15 protein-coding genes are annotated in these 20,237 nt (G+C 74.9%); 3 read left to right on the top strand and 12 right to left on the bottom strand.

Translation table 11 applies throughout. The features are described 5' to 3' along the window. Positions 1 to 398 precede the first annotated feature (398 nt). The 3 genes from AB0F61_RS18465 to AB0F61_RS18455 are packed head-to-tail and all read left to right on the top strand — an operon-like array spanning position 399 to position 3,750. Entirely contained in the window at positions 399 to 923 is a 525-nt protein-coding gene (locus AB0F61_RS18465; protein ID WP_357810914.1) for a PadR family transcriptional regulator, read from the top strand. Continuing rightward, positions 920 to 1,600, top strand: a complete 681-nt coding sequence (locus AB0F61_RS18460; protein ID WP_357810911.1) for an ABC transporter ATP-binding protein — start codon at positions 920 to 922, stop codon at positions 1,598 to 1,600. Before AB0F61_RS18465 ends, AB0F61_RS18460 begins: the two co-directional genes overlap by 4 nt. Beyond that, positions 1,597 to 3,750 carry an FtsX-like permease family protein gene (locus tag AB0F61_RS18455; RefSeq protein WP_357810908.1) on the top strand — a complete coding sequence of 718 codons (2,154 nt, stop codon included), beginning with the start codon at positions 1,597 to 1,599 and terminating at the stop codon, positions 3,748 to 3,750. The genes AB0F61_RS18460 and AB0F61_RS18455 overlap by 4 nt, the downstream gene beginning before the upstream one ends. A 3-nt stretch (positions 3,751 to 3,753) precedes the next feature. On the opposite strand, the gene cobA is transcribed toward AB0F61_RS18455, so the two are convergent. The 12 genes from cobA to cobN are packed head-to-tail and all read right to left on the bottom strand — an operon-like array spanning position 3,754 to position 20,017. Further along, complete coding sequence (gene cobA / locus AB0F61_RS18450; RefSeq protein WP_357810906.1) at positions 3,754 to 5,415, bottom strand: uroporphyrinogen-III C-methyltransferase; 1,662 nt, start codon at positions 5,413 to 5,415, stop codon at positions 3,754 to 3,756. Then, positions 5,412 to 6,008, bottom strand: a complete 597-nt coding sequence (locus AB0F61_RS18445; protein ID WP_357810903.1) for a precorrin-8X methylmutase — start codon at positions 6,006 to 6,008, stop codon at positions 5,412 to 5,414. Before AB0F61_RS18445 ends, cobA begins: the two co-directional genes overlap by 4 nt. Beyond that, positions 6,005 to 6,205 carry a 4Fe-4S binding protein gene (locus AB0F61_RS18440; protein ID WP_357810900.1) on the bottom strand — a complete coding sequence of 67 codons (201 nt, stop codon included), beginning with the start codon at positions 6,203 to 6,205 and terminating at the stop codon, positions 6,005 to 6,007. Before AB0F61_RS18440 ends, AB0F61_RS18445 begins: the two co-directional genes overlap by 4 nt. After that, entirely contained in the window at positions 6,193 to 7,971 is a 1,779-nt protein-coding gene (cobJ, locus tag AB0F61_RS18435) for a precorrin-3B C(17)-methyltransferase (protein WP_357810897.1), read from the bottom strand. Before cobJ ends, AB0F61_RS18440 begins: the two co-directional genes overlap by 13 nt. Next, complete coding sequence (gene cbiE, locus AB0F61_RS18430) at positions 7,968 to 9,245, bottom strand: precorrin-6y C5,15-methyltransferase (decarboxylating) subunit CbiE (RefSeq protein ID WP_357810894.1); 1,278 nt, start codon at positions 9,243 to 9,245, stop codon at positions 7,968 to 7,970. Before cbiE ends, cobJ begins: the two co-directional genes overlap by 4 nt. After that, positions 9,242 to 10,393, bottom strand: a complete 1,152-nt coding sequence (locus AB0F61_RS18425) for a cobalt-precorrin-5B (C(1))-methyltransferase (RefSeq protein WP_357810892.1) — start codon at positions 10,391 to 10,393, stop codon at positions 9,242 to 9,244. The genes cbiE and AB0F61_RS18425 overlap by 4 nt, the downstream gene beginning before the upstream one ends. Further along, positions 10,390 to 11,235 carry a precorrin-4 C(11)-methyltransferase gene (gene cobM / locus AB0F61_RS18420; RefSeq protein ID WP_357810889.1) on the bottom strand — a complete coding sequence of 282 codons (846 nt, stop codon included), beginning with the start codon at positions 11,233 to 11,235 and terminating at the stop codon, positions 10,390 to 10,392. The genes AB0F61_RS18425 and cobM overlap by 4 nt, the downstream gene beginning before the upstream one ends. Then, on the bottom strand, positions 11,232 to 12,011 hold the full coding sequence (gene cobI / locus AB0F61_RS18415) for a precorrin-2 C(20)-methyltransferase (RefSeq protein WP_357810886.1): 780 nt from the start codon (positions 12,009 to 12,011) through the stop codon (positions 11,232 to 11,234). Before cobI ends, cobM begins: the two co-directional genes overlap by 4 nt. Then, a complete protein-coding gene (locus tag AB0F61_RS18410) occupies positions 12,008 to 13,369 on the bottom strand; it encodes a cobyrinate a,c-diamide synthase (protein WP_357810884.1) in 1,362 nt (453 codons plus the stop codon). The genes cobI and AB0F61_RS18410 overlap by 4 nt, the downstream gene beginning before the upstream one ends. Continuing rightward, entirely contained in the window at positions 13,366 to 13,977 is a 612-nt protein-coding gene (gene cobO / locus AB0F61_RS18405; protein WP_357810881.1) for a cob(I)yrinic acid a,c-diamide adenosyltransferase, read from the bottom strand. The genes AB0F61_RS18410 and cobO overlap by 4 nt, the downstream gene beginning before the upstream one ends. Beyond that, entirely contained in the window at positions 13,977 to 16,352 is a 2,376-nt protein-coding gene (locus AB0F61_RS18400) for a VWA domain-containing protein (protein WP_357810878.1), read from the bottom strand. Before AB0F61_RS18400 ends, cobO begins: the two co-directional genes overlap by 1 nt. Then, entirely contained in the window at positions 16,349 to 20,017 is a 3,669-nt protein-coding gene (gene cobN, locus AB0F61_RS18395; protein ID WP_357810876.1) for a cobaltochelatase subunit CobN, read from the bottom strand. Before cobN ends, AB0F61_RS18400 begins: the two co-directional genes overlap by 4 nt. Between the last annotated feature and the right edge of the window lie 220 nt (positions 20,018 to 20,237).

The following is a 20,237-nucleotide window of genomic DNA, read 5'->3' as shown; positions in this document are numbered from 1 at the left end:
GCCCAGAGCAGGTCCACCGGTCAGCCCGCCAGCTGGTGCGCGCCGACGAAGTCGTACGGGGCGCCGCAACCCGGGGTGCCGGCCAGCGGCGTTGGCGTATGCGGGTGCGTTGGTGGGGCGCGCAACGCGTCGTCGGGCGTGCAGGGGAGGTGATTGCCGCGGCCGGTGGGTGCGTACGTGCCGGCGCGATGACCGGCGAAGTGGCGATGACATGGCAGCAGACAGCGGCCCGACAGCCAGCGGCACCGACGGGCGGTGACACGGACGGCCAGCGGCACCGGCGTCCAGCGGCCCCGCCGGCCAACGGCCCTGAAGGCCAACGGCACCCGATAGACAGCGGCACCGAGCACACACCGAGGGTATATACGCGAGGTATACCTTCGGTGTAGTCTCCTCCCATGAGCGTGCCACTGACCCTTCTCGGCCTCCTCGAACGCGAGCCCAGCCACGGCTACGACCTGAAGCGCGACTACGACGCCTTCTTCGGCCGGGGCAAGCCACTACCGTTCGGCCAGGTCTACTCGACCCTCAGCCGCCTGGCCCGCGACGGCAAGGTGGTGATCAGCGACGTCGCCCCCGGCTCCGGCCCGGACCGCAAGCGCTACGTCATCACCGACCTGGGCGCGACCGAGGTGGAGCAGTGGTTGACCCAGCCCGTCGACCCGGAGCCGCACCTGCAGACGGTGCTCTTCGCGAAGGTCGTGCTCGCGCTGATGCTGGACCGGCCGGCCGCCGAATACCTCGACACCCAGCGCAGCGCGCACCTGCACCGGATGCGGGAGCTGACCGAGATCAAGCGCGCCGGCAGCCTGGTCGACGCGTTGCTGGCCGACCACGGCCTCTACCACCTGGAGGCTGACCTCCGGTGGATCGAGATGACCGGCGCCCGCCTGGACGCCCTGCGGAAAGAGGTGCGGCCATGAGCGTGGTGCTCGAAGCACGGGACGTGGAATTCGCCTTCGGCCAGACACCCGCCCTGCGCGGCGCCAGCGTCGCCGTGGACGCCGGCGAGATCCTCGCCGTCATGGGCCCCAGCGGCTCGGGCAAGTCCACCCTGTTGCACTGCCTGGCCGGCATCCTCGTGCCCGACTCCGGCGAAATCCTCTTCGACGGGGCCCGGGTCGACGCCATGTCCGAGACCCAGCGCAGCAGCCTGCGCCGCGACCGGTTCGGCTTCGTGTTCCAGTTCGGCCAGCTCGTTCCCGAGCTCACCGCCGTGGAGAACGTCGCCCTGCCGTTGCTGCTCACCGGCGTACGCCGGTCCCAGGCGCTGCCGAAGGCGAGGGCCTGGTTCACGCGCCTCGGCCTGGACGGCCTGGAACAGCGGCGTTCGGGTGAGCTGTCCGGCGGGCAGGCACAACGGGTCGCCCTCGCCCGGGGCCTGGTCGCCGAGCCGCAGGTCCTCTTCGCCGACGAGCCGACCGGCGCGCTCGACTCCCTCACCGGCGAGCACGTCATGGACCTGCTGGTCGGTGCCGCCCGCGAGCAGGGCACCACTGTCATCCTGGTCACCCACGAGCCCAGGATCGCCGCGTACGCCGACCGTGAGGTCATGGTCCGCGACGGGCACGTCAACGCGCCGGACCGGATCGCCTCATGATCCGCTTCGGGCTCCGCCTCGTCCTGGCCGGCGGTCGCGAGGCGCTCACCCGCCTCCTCGTCATCGCCGCCGCCGTCGCGATCGGCAGCGGGCTGCTGCTGACCACCCTCGCCGGGGTCAACGCCGTAAACGCCCAACTCACCCGGTACGCGTCGATGTATCCGCAGGACTCGGCCGGCGACGCCGATCCGCTGTGGTGGTCGACGCGCGAGGACTACTTCCACGGCAAGCAGATCATCCGGATCGACGTCGCGCCGACCGGACCGAACGCACCCACCCCGGTCGGCATCCCGAGCACCCCGGGCCCCGGGGAGTTCTACGCCTCCCCCGCGATGCGCGACCTGTTGGCCGCCCACCCGGCCGAGGAACTGGGCGACCGCTACCCGGGGCAATCCCAGGGCACCATCGGCCCGGCCACGCTCCCCTCACCGGGCGCTCTGCTCGTCATCGTGGGCGGCACTCCCGACGACGTCGCCAAGCTGCCCCATGCCAGGCAGGTCACCAGCTTCGGCGACGCCCCCGCCCTCCCCGAGACCACTGTGGACCTCATCCTGGGCGTGATCGCCGGCGGGCTGCTGTTCCCGGTGCTGATCTTCATCGGCACCGCCACCCGGCTCAGCGCCGCCCGCCGGGAACAGCGCTTCGCCGCGATGCGGCTGGTCGGCGCGACACCCCGGCAGATCGCGATCGTCGCCGCGGTGGAGGCGACCGCCGCGGCCGTCGCCGGAACCGCCGTCGGCTTCGGCCTGTTCTACGCCTTCCGTGACTCGCTCGCGAGCATCCCGTTCACCGGCATGCCCTTCTTCCCCAACGACATGTCGCTGGGCCTGCTGAACGTCCTCCTCGTGGCGCTCGGCGTCCCGGCCGGCGCGGCGGTGGCCGCCCAGGTCTCGCTGCGCCGCGTACGGATCTCGCCGCTGGGCGTCACCCGGCGGGTCACCCCCCGCGCCCCGCGCGCGTACCGGCTGATCCCGATGGTGCTCGGCCTCGCGGTGCTGTTCTTCGCCATCGGCTTCCGGCCTCCGACGTCCGGCGGCCAGACCGCGGTGTTCCTGCCCGCCCTGCTGCTCATCATGGCCGGCCTGGTTCTCGCCGGCCCGTGGCTGACGATGGTCGGCGCCCGGGTCCTGGCCCGGTACGCCAGCCGCCCGGCCACGCTCATCGCCGCGCGACGCCTCGCCGACAACCCGAAGGCCGGATTCCGGGCGATCAGCGGCATCATGCTCGCGCTCTTCGTGACGAGCGTGGCCGTCGGCGTGATCACCACGATCATCGCCAATCGCGGCCCGGCCCCGGTCGGGTCGACCGAGGCGGGACAGGTGTCTATCCACTTTCCTGAGGACACGCCGGCGGCGCCTGACACGCTCTTCACCGAACTGCGCGCGGTCACCGGCGTGCGGTCCGCGACCACGGTGCGCGAAAACCCGGACATGATGAGCGCCATTGAGCCCGGCCTGATCGCGTGCACCGACATCCCCAGCGCGTACGGCCGGTGCGCCGAGGGCGCCACCGTCGCAGAGGTGGCGACGGGCCTCATCCCGTTCCGGGAGTCGGCGTCGTCCGCCAGGGTCTGGCCTGCCGCGTCGGTCCCACTCGGCGATCTCCCGCAGCTTCCGGTGATGTCGATCGTCGTCGACACGGACGGATCGGCAGCCGCCGTCGAGCGCACCCGCACCGTGCTGGAGCTCGCCTATCCGACCTTCTGGGTGGGGCCGAACGTGCCAGGCGACTTCGAGTCGGACTTCGCCAACACACTGCGCGGCTGGGAGCAGTTGGCGAACGTCATCATCATCGCCAGCCTCGCGCTCGGCGGGTGCAGTCTCGCGGTCAGCGTGATCGGCGGTCTCACCGAACGCCGACGCCCGTTCAGCCTGCTACGCCTCAGCGGCGCGCCGGTGCGGGTCCTGCGCCGGGTGGTCGCGTTGGAGAGCGCCGTACCGATGCTCGCCGTCGCCGCCATCGCCATCGGGATGGGCCTGCTCGCCGCCCACCTGTTCCTGCGGGCACAGATGGACTACACGCTCGTCGCGCCGGAGCCGCGCTTCTACGTGATCGTCGTCGTCGGGTTGGCCGCCTGCCTCGGCGTCATCGCCTCCACGATGCCGTTGCTGGAACGCGTCACCGGGCCGGAGACCGCCCGCAGCGAGTAGTCGTCAGGTCCTCGGCCCGGTGGTGGTGAGATCGACCACCGGGCCGAGGACGAACACGGCGGGTGGGCCGACGCCCTCCCGGGCGGCGAGGGCACCGATCTCGTCGAGTCGCGCGGGCACGGACCGCTGGTCGGGCAGCCCGGCATCCTGCACGGCCAGCACCGGGGTCTGCGGGGCGCGACCGTGCTCGATCAGCACGGCGGCGATCTTGGCGATGGTGTCGACGGCCATCAGCAGCACGACCGTCCCCCGGGCTCGGGCCAGGGCCACCCAGTCGACGAGCGAGTCGGGGTGCCCGGGAGGCAGGTGTCCGGACACGACTGTGACGTCGTGCGCCACGCCCCGGTGGGTGACCGGCACGCCGGCGAGGGCCGGTGCGGCGAAGGCGCTGCTCACCCCGGGGACCACTGTCACCGGCACGCCGGCCGCCGCGCAGGCCAGCACCTCCTCGTGACCACGTCCGAAGACGTACGGGTCGCCGCCCTTGAGCCGGACCACCCGGCGGCCCGCGCGGGCGTGCGAGACCAGGGCCGCGTTGATCGCCTCCTGGGCCATCGACGGGCCACGGGGCACCTTGGCGGCGTCGACGACCAGCACGTCGGGGCGCAGCCCGGCGAGCAGCCCCTGGGGGGCCAACCGGTCGACCACCACCACGTCGGCGGCCTCCAGCAGCGCCTTTCCGCGTACCGTGATCAGGTCGTCGGGTCCCGGCCCGCCGCCGACCACCGCGACCGAACCGTGGTCGTGATGATGGCCGTGGTCGTGTCCGTGGTGGTGGTGGTGGCCGACCGGGTCGTCGGGGTGGTCGTGCGGGCGTTGCGGGCGACCCACCTTGTCGGCGAAGCCGGGCATCAGCACCCGGTACGCGCAGGTGTCGCAGTTCATCCGGATGTCGCCGCCCAGCGCCTCGGCGTGGCGTTCCCGGACCAGGTCGGCGAGGGCGTCGCAGTCGCCGATCACCTCGGCCACCCGCATGTCGAGGTCGGGGTGGGCGGCGGCGAACTCCGCCGACTGGGCGACGATCCGGTCCGGCAGCACCCCGGCGAACAGGAAGTACGGCGCCACGACGATCCGCCGGGCGCCGAGGCGACGCAGTCGCTCCAGGACCGCCGGCACCGACGGCTGGGCGAGGCTGACGAAGCCCGGCTCGACTCCGGCGTAGCCGCGCCCCTCCCAGAGCAGCCGGGCCACCTTGGCGACCTCCGCGTTGGCGTCCGGGTCGGTGGAGCCCCGCCCGATCAACGCGACCCACGTGCCGGCCCGGTCGGCACCGGTCAGCGGGGCGTCGGCCCGGTCCGGAGCGGCAAGCGCCGCGTCGATGCGCTGTTCGAGGGCATCGTGCACCAGCGGGTGCGGGCCGAGCGGACGACCGTAGCGGTAGGTGAGCCCGGGGTGTCGCTCCTGCTCGCGGGCCATCGCGGCGGGAATGTCGCCCTTGCCGTGCCCGGCGGCGGTGAGCACCAACGGCAGCGCCACCAACGCCCGGTGCCCCCGCGCGACGAGCGCGCCGACCGCGTCGGTCAGCGGCGGTCGGGACAGCTCGATGAAGCCACCCTCGACGTCCCCGACGTCCCCGCGACGGCGGACCCGCTCGACGAGGGCGGCGAACTGGTCGACCCCGGCCGCGCTGCGCGTACCGTGCCCGACGATGACCAACCCGGTCATGACTTCTCCTCGATGTAGAGCAGGGCGTTGAGGGCTGCGGCGGCGACCGCCGAACCGCCCTTCTCCCCCACGTTGGACACGGCGGGCAGGCCGCTGGCCCGCAGCGCCGCCTTCGACTCGGCGGCCCCCACGAAGCCGACCGGCAGGCCGACGACCAGGGCCGGTGCGGCGTCCACTGTGAGGAGTTCGACAAGCGCGGTCGGCGCGCAGCCGACCACCCAGACCGCGCCCGGACCGACCCGCTCCAGCGCGATCCGCACAGCCGCCGCGGAGCGGGTGATCCCGGCCGAGCGCCCCAGCTCGGCGGCGGCCGGCTCGGCGACCGGGCAGACCAGCTCCAGGCCGGCGCGGGTGATGCCGGCGGCGACCATCGCCACGTCGGTGACCACGGGAGTCTCGGCGCGCAACGCGGCCAGCCCGGACTCCAGGGCGGCCTCGTCGCAGACCAGCTCGTCGACGTACGCGAGGTCGGCGCTGGCGTGCACCACCCGCTCGGTCACCGCGCGGCTCAGCGGCGGCAGGTGCGACAGGTCGACCCGCTCGCGCAGGATGCGGTAGGACTCGACCTCGATCGGATGCACCACCCGGCTCATCGGGCTCCTTCGCAGGGGTCGGTGTCGTCGGCGACGCGGATGGCGTCGACCGGGCAGATCTCCAGGCACTCCAGGCAGCCGGTGCAGCGGTCGGCGCGGACCGTCAGACCACCGGGGACCGGCCGGATCGCGTGCGTGGGGCAGGTGAGCAGGCAGGCGCCGCAGCCCTGGCAGGCGCCGATCGTCACGAGCGCCACCGGTACCCCCGGGGCGTGACCATCCGACCGGCGACCAGCCTCGTGTCGCTGCTGCCGACCACCACCACGCTGTACATGTCGACCACTGCCGGGTCGAGGGTGGACAGGGTCGCCAGGTGCACCCGCTCGCCGGGGCGGCTGGCGTTGCGCACCACACCCACCGGGGTGTCCGGCGGCCGGTGCGCGGCGAGGATGCCGAGCGCCTTGCCGAGCTGCCAGTCACGGGCCCGGCTGCGCGGGTTGTAGAACAGCGTCACGAAGTCACCAGCGGCGGCCGCCGTCACCCGCCGCTCGATGACCTCCCACGGGGTGTGCAGATCGGACAGGCTCACATACGCGTGGTCGTGGCCGAGCGGTGCGCCGAGCAGCGCGCCGGCGGCGAGCGCGGCGGTCACCCCGGGCACACCCACCACGTCGATACGCTCGTCGGCGTACTCCAGGGCGGGGCTGGCCATCGCGTACACCCCGGCGTCACCGGAACCGATCAGCGCGACCGCCCGGCCGGAGACGGCCTCGGCGACGGCGGCGCGGGCCCGCGCCTCCTCCGCGCCGAGCCCGCTGGAGAGCACCCGGGTGCCCGGCCGGAGCACGTCGCGGACCTGGTCGAGGTACTGGTCCAGGCCGACCACCACTGCCGCGCGACGCAGCTCGGCCACCGCGCGGGGGGTGCGCAGATCGGCGGCGCCCGGTCCGAGCCCGACCACGGCGAGCCGGCCGCGCGGCGCGTGCCGGGCCACCGCCACCGTGGCCATCGCCGTCGCGGTCTTGCCCACCAGCAGCGTGGCGTCGCCCGGGCGGCCCGCCGGGCCGAGCAGCGCCGCCGCCTCGGCGACGCTCGGCGTGCCGACCGCCGCGCGGACCACCTCGCTGGGATGCGGCACGTCGACCGCCGCCAGCCGCGTCGCCGGCCAGGTCACCAGGGGTACGCCGAGCGCGTCGGCGGTGCTCAGGATGCCCGCCTCGTCGGCTTTCACGTCGGCGCTGGCCAGGCAGCGCAGGCTCGCCGGGTCGAGGCCGGCCTCGGCCAGCACCCGGTGCAGCAGCTCCGCCACCTCGGCGGCCTGTACGCCCCGACTCGCGCCGACCCCCGCGACAAGCGACGGTGGTCGCAGCACGGCGGTCCGCCCGTCCAGCGGCACCACCCGGTCGGTGACCAACAGCCGGTACCCGGCGCCCACCGCGTCGCCGGTGCCGACGGTCCGGGTGTCGGCGCTGTCCGCCCCGATCCGCGTGGCGGTGGGCTGTGGGTGGACGTTCGGGGGCAGGGCGGGCAGCGGCCAGTTGGCGTCGGCGATCAGCTCGACCGGCTCACCGTCCAGGATGGCCCGGGACACCGCGGCGACCGCGCCCTGCACGGGCCAGCCGAGGGTGTCCAGGCCCGGCAGGCCGACCGTGTCGGTGGCCGTGGTGATCACCGGCCGGGCGTCAAGCAGTGCGCCGACCTGCTCGGCGAGGTCGTTGCCGCCGCCGGCGTGACCGCCGAGCAGCGCCACGGCGTGCCGGGCCGCCTCGTCGACGACCACCACGGCCGGGTCGCTGCGCTTGTCGGCGAGCAGCGGTGCGAGGATCCGCACCACGGCCCCGGCGGCCAGGAACGCGACCACCGCGTCGCACTGCGCCCAGGCGGTCCGCAGCGCGTCGGCGACGGTCTCCCCCTCCACCAGCCGCGCGTGCGGCCAGGCGGCGACGACTGTGTGCGCGTGTCGGCGGCCGGCGGCGGTGGCCGCCACCAGCCCGATGCGAGCGGGCGGGTTCTGGTGGTTCACTGGCGCTCCCCGGTGAGGACGACCACCGGGTTGGTGGCCGCGAGGCGGATCGACCCACCGGGCAGGTCGGCGAGGCGGGCGGCGGAGAGCTGACTGCCCTCGACCGTGTAGCCGGCGGCGCGCAGCAGGTTCACGGCCGGCGCGACCCGGTCCAGCGCGGCCAGGGTGAGCACCACCCGCTCGGGCCGGCGGGCCACCACGGCGGCGAGGACGTCGACCCCGCCGCCGCCGACGAAGACCGCGTCCGGCTCGGGCAGACCGGCAAGCGCCGCCGGGGCACGTCCGGTGACCAGCCGGACGTGCACGGCGTGCGCGTCGGCGTTGGCCCGGACGGTGGCGCCCGCCCCGGGGTCCTGTTCGACGGCGAGCACGGCCGCGCCGAGCAGCGCGCACTCGATGCCGACCGAGCCGCTGCCCGCCCCGATGTCCCAGATCAGCCGGCCCAGTCGGGGGCGTAGCCGGGCGACGACGAGGGCGCGCACCTCGGACTTCGTGATCATGGAGTCGCGGTGGATGTACCGGTTCTCCGGCAACGCCCAGCCGCCGGCCGGCGCGGCGGCGGGCTGGTTGTCGGCGCGCATGCCGCCGCCCACGCCCCGATCGGGCGCAGCGTCGGCGGGCGCGGCGTCGGCGGGCGCGGCGTCGGCGAGGCTGAGCAGGACGTGCGGGTCGGCCCAGGTCTCGGCGGCGGCCTGCTCGGGAGTCACCGCGCGGATCCGTTCGGCGTCGGTGCCCAGGTGCTCGGCGACAAGCAGGCGGCGGGACCAGCCGACCAGGCCCTCGCCCAGCTCGGCGGCACCGGCGCCGGGCGCGGTGAGCACCGCGACAAGCGGCAGCGCCCGGCAGGCGTTCACTGCCGGGCGCGGGTCGCGGCCGTGCGCGGTGACCACGGCGGCGCCGTCCCAGGGCAGGCCGGCGCGGGCGAACGCGGCGGCCACACTCGACACCGCCGGCACCACCCGCAGCGGCAGCCCGGCCGCGCGCAGCCGCCGGACGATGCCGAACAGGCCGGGGTCCCCGCTGGCCAGCACCACGGCCGGCACCCCGGCGGCGACGGCCTCGGTCAGCCGGTGCAGGGCGGGGGCGAGCGGCCCGAGGGCGATGGTGTCCGCGCCGGCCGGTACGGGCACCACGGCCAGGTGCCGGGCGGCCCCGACGACCAGCCCGGCGGCGGCCAGCACGGGCGCGAGCGCGGGGTGCGGTGGTGCGCCGGCGGCGTCCAGGCCGACCACTGTCACGGCGGTCGTCGGCGTCACCGACGCGATGAGCGTCATCGGGGCCACCGGCCGGACGAGGCGACGACGCGTGCGCCGGCGAAGTCGACCATCGCCACGTCCACGGTGACCGTCGGCCCGGCGAAGCGCCGCAGCACCTGGCGGACCCGCTGGCAGAGCAGGTCGCCGGCCGGGCCGAGCAGCCCGGCGGCCTCCCACAGCTCGTACGCGTGCCGCCCGGTGTTCGCCTCGGTCACCGCGGCGACCAGCGCCGGATCACCACCGGCGTCGGCGGTCACCGCGCCGAGCAGGGACAGGTCCACCTTCGAGCGGGTGTAGTGGGTCATCAGGATGCCGGCGGCCAGCTTGGCGAGCTTGCCGGCCATGCCGACGAAGACCACCCCGGTCATCGCGTCGCCCACGGCGGCGGTGACGGCGGCCCCGGTGAAGTCGCCGACCTCGACGAAGCACACCTCGGGCAGGTCGGGCAGGAGCGCGCGGGCGGCCCGCTCGGTCCGCCCGCCGGTGCACAGCACCACTGTCGGCTCGCCCTGGGCGGCCATCACGTGCACTGCCTGCACGACGCTGGCCCGCCAGGAGGCGGTGGAGAAGGGACGGACGATCCCGGTGGTGCCGAGGATCGAGATGCCGCCGAGGATGCCGAGCCGCCGGTTGGTGGTCTTGCGGGCCATGATCTCGCCCCGGGGCACGCTGATCACCACCCGGACGCCTACCTCGCTGAGGTCGACGACCTCGGCCACCGCCTCGCCGATCATCCGGCGGGGGGTGTCGTTGATCGCCGGACCACCGACGGCGAGCCCGAGGCCGGGTTTGGTGACAGTGCCCACGCCGGCACCGCCGGCCAGCCGCAGACCGGGGGTGTCGGTCCAGTCCACGGTGGCGGTCAGCTCGGCGCCGTGGGTGACGTCCGGGTCGTCCCCGGCGTCCTTGACCACCACCGCCTCGGCGCGGACCGGTGGGGTGCCGGTCAGCTCGCAGCGCTCCACCGGGAAGCGCACCCGGCGTCCGGCGGGCAGACCGATCTCCACGTCCGGCTGAACCTCTCCGGTGACCAGCGCGGTGACCGCCGCCTTGGCCGCCGCCGTCGCGCACGCGCCGGTGGTCCAGCCGGTGCGCAGCGCGGTGGGCCGAACCTTCGCGGTACGCGGCAGGTCCGGCTCGCGCAGCGGCGGCTCGGCGTACGTCATGGTGTGTGCCCCGGTGTGGCTGTCCCCCCGGTGCGGGCGCCGGCCTGGCGGCGCAGCTCGGCGCGGGCGGCCGGCTCCGCCTTGCGGAAGGTGTGGAAGTGCCCGGGGTGGTACAGGTGCGAGCGGGTGCCCTCGGCGGCCAGTGCCGGCCCGACCAGGAAGAGAGTGTGTTTCCACAGCCTGTGCTGCTTGACCGTCGCCTCCAGGGTGCCGACGGTGCAGCGCACCACCAGCTCGTCCGGCCAGGTCGCCTGGTACGCGACCACGGCCGGGGTGTCCGCGGGGTAGCCGCCGGCCAGCAGCTCGGACTGCACCTGCCCGGAACGGGCGGCGGAGAGGAACAGCGCCATCGTGGTGCCGTGCCGGGCGAAGTCGCGGACCCGCTCGCCGGGCGGCATCGGGGTCTTGCCGCCTTCGAGGCGGGTGAGGATCACCGACTGGGCCACCTCAGGCACTGTCAGCTCCCGCCCGACGATCGCCGCGACGGCGGTGAACGAGGAGACCCCGGGCACGATCTCGACGGCCAGGCCGAGCGCCCGGCACACGTCCAGTTGCTCCTGCACCGCGCCCCACAGCGCCGGGTCGCCGGAGTGGATCCGGGCGACGGTCAGCCCCTGCTCGGCGGCGCGCTCGTAGAGCGGCAGGACGCCCTCGATGGGTAGCTGCGACGAGTCGACGATCTCCGCGCCGGACCGGGCGTGGTCGAGCACGTCGACGTGCACGAGGCTGGCCGCCCAGATCACGATGTCCGCCTCGGCGATGACCCGGGCGGCCCGCAGGGTCAGCAGGTCCGCCGCCCCGGGGCCGGCTCCGACGAACCACACCTTGCCGTCGCTGGTCACAGTTTTCCTCCTCGGTGCTCGCGGCGGGCCGGGACCAGCAGCGTCGACAGGTACGGCAGGTCGTGCTCGGTGTCGTCGACCGGGCCGATGCGTTCACCGGGCAGCCCCAGGCTGCGCCCGAGCACCGCGTCGGCGAGCCGGCCCTGCCGGCGCAGCTCGGCGAGCAGTTCCGGGTGCCGCCGCCAGCCCTTGTAGGCGACCACGGTGCCCGGCCCGGCGAGGGCGTCGGCGAACAGCGCCAGGCCGGCGGTGGCCGGCAGCAGGGTGAGCGGTTCGCGTCCCTCGCAGAGCGGGGTGCCACTGCGCGCCGCCAGCTCCTGCATGGCGGTGACGCCGGGCACTGTCGCCACCCGGACCGCCGGGCGCAGGGTCCGGACGCTCTGCGCCAGGTAGCCGAAGGTGGAGTAGACGTTCGGGTCACCGATCGTCGCGAACGCGAGGGATCGTGCGCCCGCGTCGATCGCCTCGACCACCACTCGGGCCGCGTCGTCCCAGGCCGCCGCCCGGCGGGCGGTCATCCCACCCCTGTCGTCCAGGGCGAACGGCAGCCGGCGCAGCCGGTCCGCCGGCACGTGGGACCGCACGGTCGCCTCGGCCCGCCCGGCGTCCGCACCCGTGGGCGTCGCACCGGCGGTCGCGGTGGCCCCGACCCGGTCCGCCATCACGGGTACGAAGACCAGGTCGGCCTCGCGCAGCACCCGCACCGCCTTGACGGTGAGCAGTTCCGGGTCGCCGGGGCCGACGCCCACCCCGGTCAACGTGGCGTCGGCGTTCATCGGCACGCCTCGACGAGGCGGCGGGCCGCGGCGGGGTGACCGGCCCAGTGGGTGTGCAGGTAGGAGGCGTGCACCCGGCCGCTCACGAAGCCGTGCTGCGCGTCGTCCCAGCGCCACGCCGACGCCTCGCCGTGGCGCGGGTCGGTGGCGGTGCGGTGGAACTCGTGGCCGCGTACCGGCTCGCCGGCACGGGCCACCGGGGAGTCGGTGACGGCCACGGCCTCGCGGTAGCCGAGGGTGAGCCGGCCGGTCATCCGGGCGGTCAGGTCCAGCCGACCGCACATCGGTACGCCGTCCAGGGACCGCCCGAGGTAGAGCAGCCCGGCGCACTCGGCCACGACCGGCCCGTCGAAGTCGGCCAGCTCGGCGCGCAGCGTGGCGTTGCCGGCCAGCGCCTCGGCGTACGCCTCGGGGAAACCGCCGCCGATCACCACCGCGCGGGTGCCGGCGGGCAGCGTCGGGTTACGCAGCGGGTCGACGGTGACCACGTCCGCGCCGGCCGCGGTGAGCAGTTCGGCGGTCTCCGCGTACGAGAAGGTGAAGGCCGGACCACCGGCGAGCGCGACGAGTGGCCTCTCGCCGTCGGCCGGCCCGCCGACGGCGGTGACCGGGTCCCACGCCGGGGCGGTCAGTGGTGCGGCGGTGCGGGCCAGGTCGAGCACCGCGTCGAGGTCCACTGTGGCCTCGACGAGCTCGGCGAGCGCGGTGACGATCGCGACGGATTCGGGTGCCCGCTCGGCGACCGGCACCAACCCGAGGTGCCGGGCCGGCGCCGCCACCTCGGCGGCGCGGGTCACCGCACCGAGCACCGGTACGCCCACCTCGGCGAGGGCGTCGCGCAGCAGCGTCTCGTGCCGGGACGAGCCCACCCGGTTGAGGATCACCCCGCCGATCCGTACCGCCGGGTCGAACGCGGCCATGCCGAGGGTGAGCGCGGCGGCCGACCGGCCCTGGGCGGTGGTGTCCAGTACCAGCAGCACGGGTGCCTCGATCAGCCGGGCGACGTGCGCGGTGGAGGCGTAGTCGCGGCGGCCGACCGCCCCGTCGTGCAGACCCATGACGCCCTCCACGACCGCGATGTCGGCGGGTGTCGGGACGCTCGCGCCGTGTCGCAGCAGCGGGGCGATCCGTTCGGCCCCGACCAGGAAGGGGTCGAGGTTGCGCCCGGGTCGCCCGGCCGCGAGGGCGTGGTAGCCGGGGTCGATGTAGTCGGGGCCGACCTTGTGCGGGCTGACCGTCAGGCCGCGACGGCGCAGCGCGGCGAGCAGCCCGGTGGCGACTGTCGTCTTGCCGTGGCCGCTGGCCGGCGCGGCGACGACGACCCGGGGCAGCGGCCACGGGTCGGTGGTTGTGCTCACCACTCGATGCCCTTCTGGCCCTTCTGGCCGGCGTCCATCGGGTGCTTGACCTTGGTCAGCTCGGCCACCAGGTCGGCGGCGGCGACCAGCCGCGGGTCGGCGTCCCGGCCGGTGATGACCACGTGTTGGAAGCCGGGCCGGTCGGCCAGGGTGGCGACCACCTCGTCGACGTCCACCCAGCCCCACTTCATCGGGTAGGTGAACTCGTCAAGCACGTACAGCCCGTAGCGCTCGGCGGCCAGGTCACGCTGGATCTGCCGCCAGCCCTCCAGGGCGTCGGCGGCGTGGTCGGCCTCGCCGCCGCGCTGGATCCAGGACCAACCCTCGCCCATCTTGTGCCAGGCCACCGGCGCGCCCTGGCCGGTGCGCTCGTGCACCTCGCCGAGCGCCCGGAAGGCGTTCTCCTCGCCCACCCGCCACTTGGCGCTCTTGACGAACTGGAACACACCGATCGGCAGGCCGGCCGTCCAGGCCCGCAGGGCCAGCCCGAAGGCGGCTGTCGACTTGCCCTTCATCTGTCCGGTGTGGACGATCGTGAGTGGCCGGTGCCGCCGCTGCCGGGTCGTCAACCCGTCGGCGGGCACGTGACTCGGTTGTCCCTGCGGCATCAGGCGACGCTCCTGTCGGGCGAGCTGGCGGGGCCGGCCGAGATCTTGGAAGGAAAGCGCCCTTCCGGGGGCCGTTTCCTTCCAAGATCTCCGGGGGCGGGGGTGGGGGCGTGGGTCAGGTCGGCTAGTTGGTGACGGGGGGCTCGCAGCTGGGTTGCCAGGCGGCTGGCCAGGTGCAGGCGGACCGGGCCGGACTCACAGTCGACTACCACGCAGGGGGCGCCGGTCGCCGCCAGGGCCTTCGCGGCTACTGCCGCGCGGTCCAGTGGGCGGGTGCCGGCGGTGGCTCGGCCGTCGGTGACGATGAGGACCAGCGGGCGGCGCTTCGGGTCGCGCAGGCGCTCCACCCGCAACAGGTCGGCGGCGGCGAGCAGCCCCTCGGCCAGCGGCGTACGCCCACCGGTGGGCAACTCGGCCAGCCGGGTCGAGGCGGCCAGCACCGACGAGGTGGCCGGCAGCAGCGTCCGAGCGCCAGCCCCCCGAAAGGCGATCACCGCGACCTTGTCCCGCCGCTGGTACGCGTCGGTGAGCAGGGCGAGCACCGCGTCCTTGACGGCGCTCATCCGCTGCCGGGCACCCATCGAGCCGCTGGCGTCCACCACGAACAGCACGAGGTTGCCCTCGCGCCCCTCCCGGACCGCCTCCCGCACGTCGTCCGGGCGCAGTCGCAGCGGGCCGGTCAGCCGTCCCCGGGATGCCTGGTGTGGCGCGGCGGCCCGGACGGTCGCCGGCAGGTGCAGCGCCGCGACCCGGCCCGTCGGCACCCGCGCCCCGGTGGTACGCCCCCGCCCGGTGCGGGCCCGGGAACGCCGGCCGGGCACCCCGTCACCGACGCCGGGCGCGGTGAGCACCCGCGCCCGCAACCCACCCCGGGGTACGGCCACCGGCTGAGACTTCCCGCCGCTCCGGGTCGGATCGTCGTCACCGACCGCCGATTCCCGGCCACCGTGCGGGCGCGCGTTCGCACCGCCCCGGTCATCCGCCGAGCGCTGCGACCAGCCGTCGTCGCCCCGCTCGCCCGTCTCGCGCCGCGGCCAGCCGTCGTCGCCCCGGTCGTCCGCCGAGCGCTGCGGCCCGCCATCGGTGCCCCCGTCGTCCGCCGAGCGCTGCGGCCCGCCGTCGGCACCGTCCGACCCGTCGGCGCGCCCGTCCGGGCCAGCGCCATCACGTGCCGGCGAGCGCCCGGCCGACCCGGGTTCGCCCTGGTCGGCGCCATCGCCCCCGCCGTCACCACCCTGCGGGCCGCCAACGGCTGGGCCGCCACCGTTCGGACCGCCCCCGTTCGGGCCACCGCCTCCGGCCGGGCCACCACCGTCCGGACCGCGGTCGTCGGGGCCGTTGTCGTCCGGATCGTCGGGGTGGGCGTCCTGGGCGCGCTGCAACGCCTCGTCCAGGCGCTTCTCGTCCAGCCCGGGGGTGTCGAACGGGTCGCGGCGGCGGCGGTGCGGCAGCGCCAGCCGGGCGGCCACCCGGACGTCGTCGACACCGACCCGGTCCCGGCCGTGCCAGGCGGCGTGGGCGAGGGCGGTACGGGCGGTGACGATGTCGGCGCGCATCCCGTCCACGTCGAACGCGGCGCACACCTCGGCGATCTGCCGCAGCGCGGCGTCCGGCAGGCGTACCCCGCGAAGCCGGCGACGTGCGGCGGCCACCTGGCCGGCGATCTCCGCGTCGGCGTCGGCCCACCGGGCGGCGAACCCGGCCGGGTCGGCGTCGGCGGCGAGCCGACGGCGGACCACCTCGACCCGCACCTCCGGATCCCGGCTGGCGCCCACCTCGACGGTGAGCCCGAACCGGTCGAGCAACTGCGGACGCAGCTCCCCCTCCTCCGGGTTCATGGTGCCGACAAGCAGGAACCGGGCCGCGTGACTGACCGAGACACCCTCCCGTTCGACGTGGCTACGACCCATCGCCGCCGCGTCCAGCAGCAGGTCGACGAGGTGGTCGTGCAGCAGGTTGACCTCGTCGACGTAGAGCACCCCGCGGTGCGCGGCGGCGAGCAGACCCGGCTCGAAGGCGCGCACCCCCTCGCCGAGGGCCTTCTCCAGGTCAAGTGAGCCGACCACCCGGTCCTCGGCGGCACCCACCGGCAACTCGACGAGGCGGGCCGGGCGGGTCTCGGCGGCGGCGTCGCCCGGATGTGGCCCGTCCGGGCAGGCCGGGTCCGGCTCGGCCGGGTCACAGCCGAAGCGGCAGCCGGCCACCCGGCGCACCGGGGGCAGCAGCGCGGCGAGGGCCCGCACCGCTGTGGACTTCGCGGTGCCCTTCTCGCCCCGGACCAGCACCCCGCCGATCGCCGGGGAGACCGCGTTGAGCAGCAACGCCAGCCGCATGTCGGCCATGCCGAGCACCGCACTGAACGGATAGATCGTCATTGCCGGTCCTCCAGGTCGCCCTCGCTGGCCAGGTACGTGTCGCGCAGCCGGTCCAGGGTGGCCGGCTCGGGTTTGGCCCACAGCCCTCGGTCGGCGGCCTCCAACAGGCGTTCGGTGATGCCGCGCAGCGCCCACGGGTTGGACTGCTCCAGGAACTCCCGGGTGGTGTCGTCGAAGAGGTACGCGGCGGCCAGGTGCTCGTACATCCAGTCGTCGACCACCCCGGCGGTGGCGTCGTAGCCGAACAGGTAGTCCACGGTGGCGGCCAGTTCGAACGCGCCCTTGTAGCCGTGCCGGCGCATCGCGGCGATCCACTTCGGGTTGACCACCCGGGCCCGGAACACCCGCCGGGTCTCCTCGCCCAGGGTGCGGGTGCGCACGTCGTGCGGCATCGCCGAGTCACCCACGTACGCCTGCGGTGCCGTGCCGGTGAGGTGGCGGACCATCGCCACCATCCCGCCGTGGTACTGGAAGTAGTCGTCGGAGTCCACGATGTCGTGCTCGCGGGTGTCCTGGTTCTTCACCGCCACCGCGATCCGGGCGAAGGAGCGTTCCATGTCGGCGCGCGCCTCCCGCCCGTCCAGGCCCTGGCCGTAGGCGTAGCCGCCCCACACCGCGTACACCTCGGCCAGGTCGGCGTCGCTGCGCCAGGTCCGGGCATCGATCAGGGGCAGCAGGCCCGCGCCGTACGCCCCGGGCTTCGAGCCGAAGATCCGGGCGGTGGCCCGCCGCTCGTCGCCGTGCTCGGCGAGGTCGGCGGCGACGTGCGCGCGCAGGTAGTTCTCCTCGTCCGGCTCGTCCAGGGCGGCGACCCGCCGCACGGCGTCGTCGAGCAGAGCCACCACGTGCGGAAACGCGTCCCGGAAGAACCCGGAGATCCGCACTGTCACGTCGACGCGCGGCCGGCCCAGCTCGGCCGTCGACACCACCTCGATGCCGGTGACCCGCCGGGACCGGTCGTCCCACACCGGCCGGCAACCCAGCAGCGCGAGCACCTCGGCGATGTCGTCGCCCTGGGTGCGCATCGCGCTGGTGCCCCACACGGTCAACCCCACCGAGCGGGGGTACGCCCCGGTGTCGGCGAGGTGCCGGGCCAGCAGCGAGTCCGCGAGGGCCACCCCGACGTCCCAGGCGTTGCGGCTGGGAATGGCCTTCGGGTCGACGGAGTAGAAGTTGCGGCCGGTGGGCAGCACGTTGACCAGGCCCCTGGTGGGTGAGCCGGACGGGCCGGGCGGCACGAACCGTCCGTCGAGCGCGCCGAGGGTGTTGGTCAGCTCGTCGGTGGTGCGGTCCAGCCGGGGCACCAGCTCGGTGGCGGCGAAGTGCAGCACGGCGGCGACGTCCGGGATCAGCTCGCCGGTCACCTCGACGACCACGGCGTCGACCGCGTCCACTGCCCAGTCCAGGGTCTCCATGCCGACGACCAGCCGCCGGGCGAGCGCCTCGATCAGGTCGATCGCGTCGGCGGCGGTGCCGGCCGGCCCGTCCACCACGTCGGTGAGCGCCGTGGGCACCGTCAGTCGGGTCCCCGGTGCCGCGAGCAGCGCCTGCTCGTCGAGGGAGTACGCGACGGCGAGCGCCTGCCGCAGGCCGGGCAGGGCGCGGGCGCCGCCCCAGATCTGGGGTGCGCGCAGCACCGCGAGGACCAGGTTGACCCGCGGTTCACCGGTGGGCGCGTCGGCGAGGATGTGCAGCCCGTCGCGGATCTGCACGTCCTTGACCTCGCAGAGGTACCCGTCGAGGTGCAGCACGAAGTTGTCGAAGTCGTCCGCGTCGGGCAACGCCTCGGCGTGCAGGTCGTGGTGCAGTTCGGCGGCGCGCACCAGGTCCCAGATCTGCGCCCGCACGGTGGGCACCTTCGCCGGGTCGAGGGCCTGCACTGTGGCGTACTCGTCGAGCAGTTGCTCCAGTTTGGCCAGGTCGCCGTAGGTTTCGGCGCGGGCCATCGGCGGCACCAGGTGGTCGATCACCACGGCGTGCGCCCGACGCTTGGCCTGGGTGCCCTCGCCCGGGTCGTTGACGATGAACGGGTAGACCAGCGGCAGGTCACCGAGGACCGCGTCGGGCGCGCAGTCGGCGGCCAGGCCGAGGCCCTTGCCGGGCAGCCATTCGAGGGTGCCGTGTTTGCCCAGGTGCACCACGGCGTCCGCGCCGAAGCCGCCGTCGGCGACCGGCGCGGCCAGCCAGCGGTACGCGGCCAGGTAGTGGTGGCTCGGCGGCAGGTCCGGGTCGTGGTAGATGGCGATCGGGTTCTCCCCGAAGCCGCGGGGCGGCTGGATCAGCAGCACCACGTTGCCGAAGCGCAGCCCGGCGAGCACGATGTCGCCGCCCTCGGTGTAGAGCTGGCCGGGCGGCTCACCCCAGTGCTCCCGCATCCGCTCGCGCAGCTCGGCCGGGACCTGGTCGAACCAGCGCCGGTAGGTGTGCCCCGGAATCCGGGCCTCGGCGCCGGCCAACTGTTCCGGGGTGAGCCATTCCACGTCGTGACCCCCGGCGGCGATCAGCGCGTGGATCAGCGCGTCCCCGTCGGCGGGCGGCGGCGCGTCGCCCAGGTCATAGCCGTCCTCGGCCAGCGCGGCGAACAACCGGACCGCCGAGACCGGGGTGTCCAGCCCGACGGCGTTGCCGACCCGGGAGTGCTTGGTGGGGTACGAACTGAGCACCACGGCGACCCGCTTGTCGGGGTTCGGCAGGTACCGCAGCCGGGCGTGGCGCACCGCGATGCCGGCGACCCGGGCGGCCCGCTCGGGATCGGCGGCGTAGACCGAGAGGCCGTCCGGGTCGATCTGCTTGAACGAAAACGGCACGGTGATGATCCGGCCGTCGAACTCGGGGATGGCCACCTGCATCGCCGCGTCCAACGGGGACAGTCCGGCGTCGCTGCCGGCCCACTGCTCACGGGTGCTGGTCAGGCAGAGCGCCTGGATGATCGGCACCTCCAGGGCGGCCAGTGCGCCGACGTCCCAGGCGTCCTCGTCGCCGCCCCCGGAGGCGTCCGCGGCGACCGCTCCGCCGGCCGCGAGCACGGTGACCAGCAGCGCGTCGCAGCGGGTGAAGAGCCCGAGCGGGCCCGCGCTCGCGGTCAGCCCGCGCAGCGAGCCGCAGAAGATCGGCAGCGGGTTGCCGCCGGCTTTGTGGACCGCGTCCGCGAGCACGTCGACGAAGTCGGTGTTGCCGGCGAGCGCGTGTGCCCGGTAGAAGACGATCCCCACGGTGGGCTGTTCCGGATTGGTGGGGTACTCGCGGTGCACGCCGTACGCCGGAGTCGGTGCGGGCGGGGCGAACCCCTCGCCGGTGAGCAGCACCGTGTCGGAGAGGAACCGGGCCAACTGTCCGAGGTTGTCCGGCCCACCCTCGACCAGGTACGCCAGGGCCTGGGTGACGACCCCGGACGGCACCGTGGAGATGGCCATCAGCTCCGCGTCGGGCAGCGCCTCGCCGCCGAGCACGACAGTCGGCACACCGGTGGCGAGCACCGCGGCGAGGCCGTCCGGCCACGCCTGTCGACCGCCGAGCAGGCGTACGACGACGAGGGCGACCCCGTCGAGCAGGGCGGGCACCTCGTCGGCGGCGACCCGCGTGGGGTTGGCGAGCCGGTAGTCGGCGCCGCTGGCGCGGGCGGCCAGCAGGTCGGTGTCGGCGGTGGAGAGCAGCAGGATGCGCACGGCAGGCTCCGGAGAGTGACGCCCTGACCGCCACGGGGGCGACCTGGACGAAGCGGGTGGGTGCGGCGTCAGCCGGTACGACGGCGCGGCCGAGCTCGCCGACGCGGACGTCGGGGGCCGGTCAGCGCCGCGCGCTCAGCTCAGTGGGACCGGTGGCCGGCGCGGTCGACCTGGCGCACGCCGACGAGGCCGGCCCGGAGCGTACGGGCGCGGCCGGTCG

The sequence above is a fragment of the Micromonospora sp. NPDC023888 genome (assembly GCF_040639415.1).
GTDB lineage: Bacteria > Actinomycetota > Actinomycetes > Mycobacteriales > Micromonosporaceae > Micromonospora.
This window is presented reverse-complemented; position numbering and strand designations above follow the sequence as displayed.

Bases quoted from the DNA above. Each gene is read 5' to 3' on its own strand.
- AB0F61_RS18465 (WP_357810914.1), top strand. From the start codon at position 399: ATGAGCGTGCCACTGACCCTTCTCGGCCTCCTCGAACGCGAGCCCAGC.
- AB0F61_RS18425 (WP_357810892.1), bottom strand. From the start codon at position 10,393: ATGACGTACGCCGAGCCGCCGCTGCGCGAGCCGGACCTGCCGCGTACC.
- cobO (WP_357810881.1), bottom strand. From the start codon at position 13,977: ATGCCGCAGGGACAACCGAGTCACGTGCCCGCCGACGGGTTGACGACC.
- cobI (WP_357810886.1), bottom strand. From the start codon at position 12,011: ATGAACGCCGACGCCACGTTGACCGGGGTGGGCGTCGGCCCCGGCGAC.
- cobA (WP_357810906.1), bottom strand. From the start codon at position 5,415: ATGACCGGGTTGGTCATCGTCGGGCACGGTACGCGCAGCGCGGCCGGG.
- cbiE (WP_357810894.1), bottom strand. From the start codon at position 9,245: ATGACGCTCATCGCGTCGGTGACGCCGACGACCGCCGTGACAGTGGTC.
- AB0F61_RS18445 (WP_357810903.1), bottom strand. From the start codon at position 6,008: ATGAGCCGGGTGGTGCATCCGATCGAGGTCGAGTCCTACCGCATCCTG.
- AB0F61_RS18400 (WP_357810878.1), bottom strand. From the start codon at position 16,352: ATGACGATCTATCCGTTCAGTGCGGTGCTCGGCATGGCCGACATGCGG.
- AB0F61_RS18460 (WP_357810911.1), top strand. From the start codon at position 920: ATGAGCGTGGTGCTCGAAGCACGGGACGTGGAATTCGCCTTCGGCCAG.
- AB0F61_RS18455 (WP_357810908.1), top strand. From the start codon at position 1,597: ATGATCCGCTTCGGGCTCCGCCTCGTCCTGGCCGGCGGTCGCGAGGCG.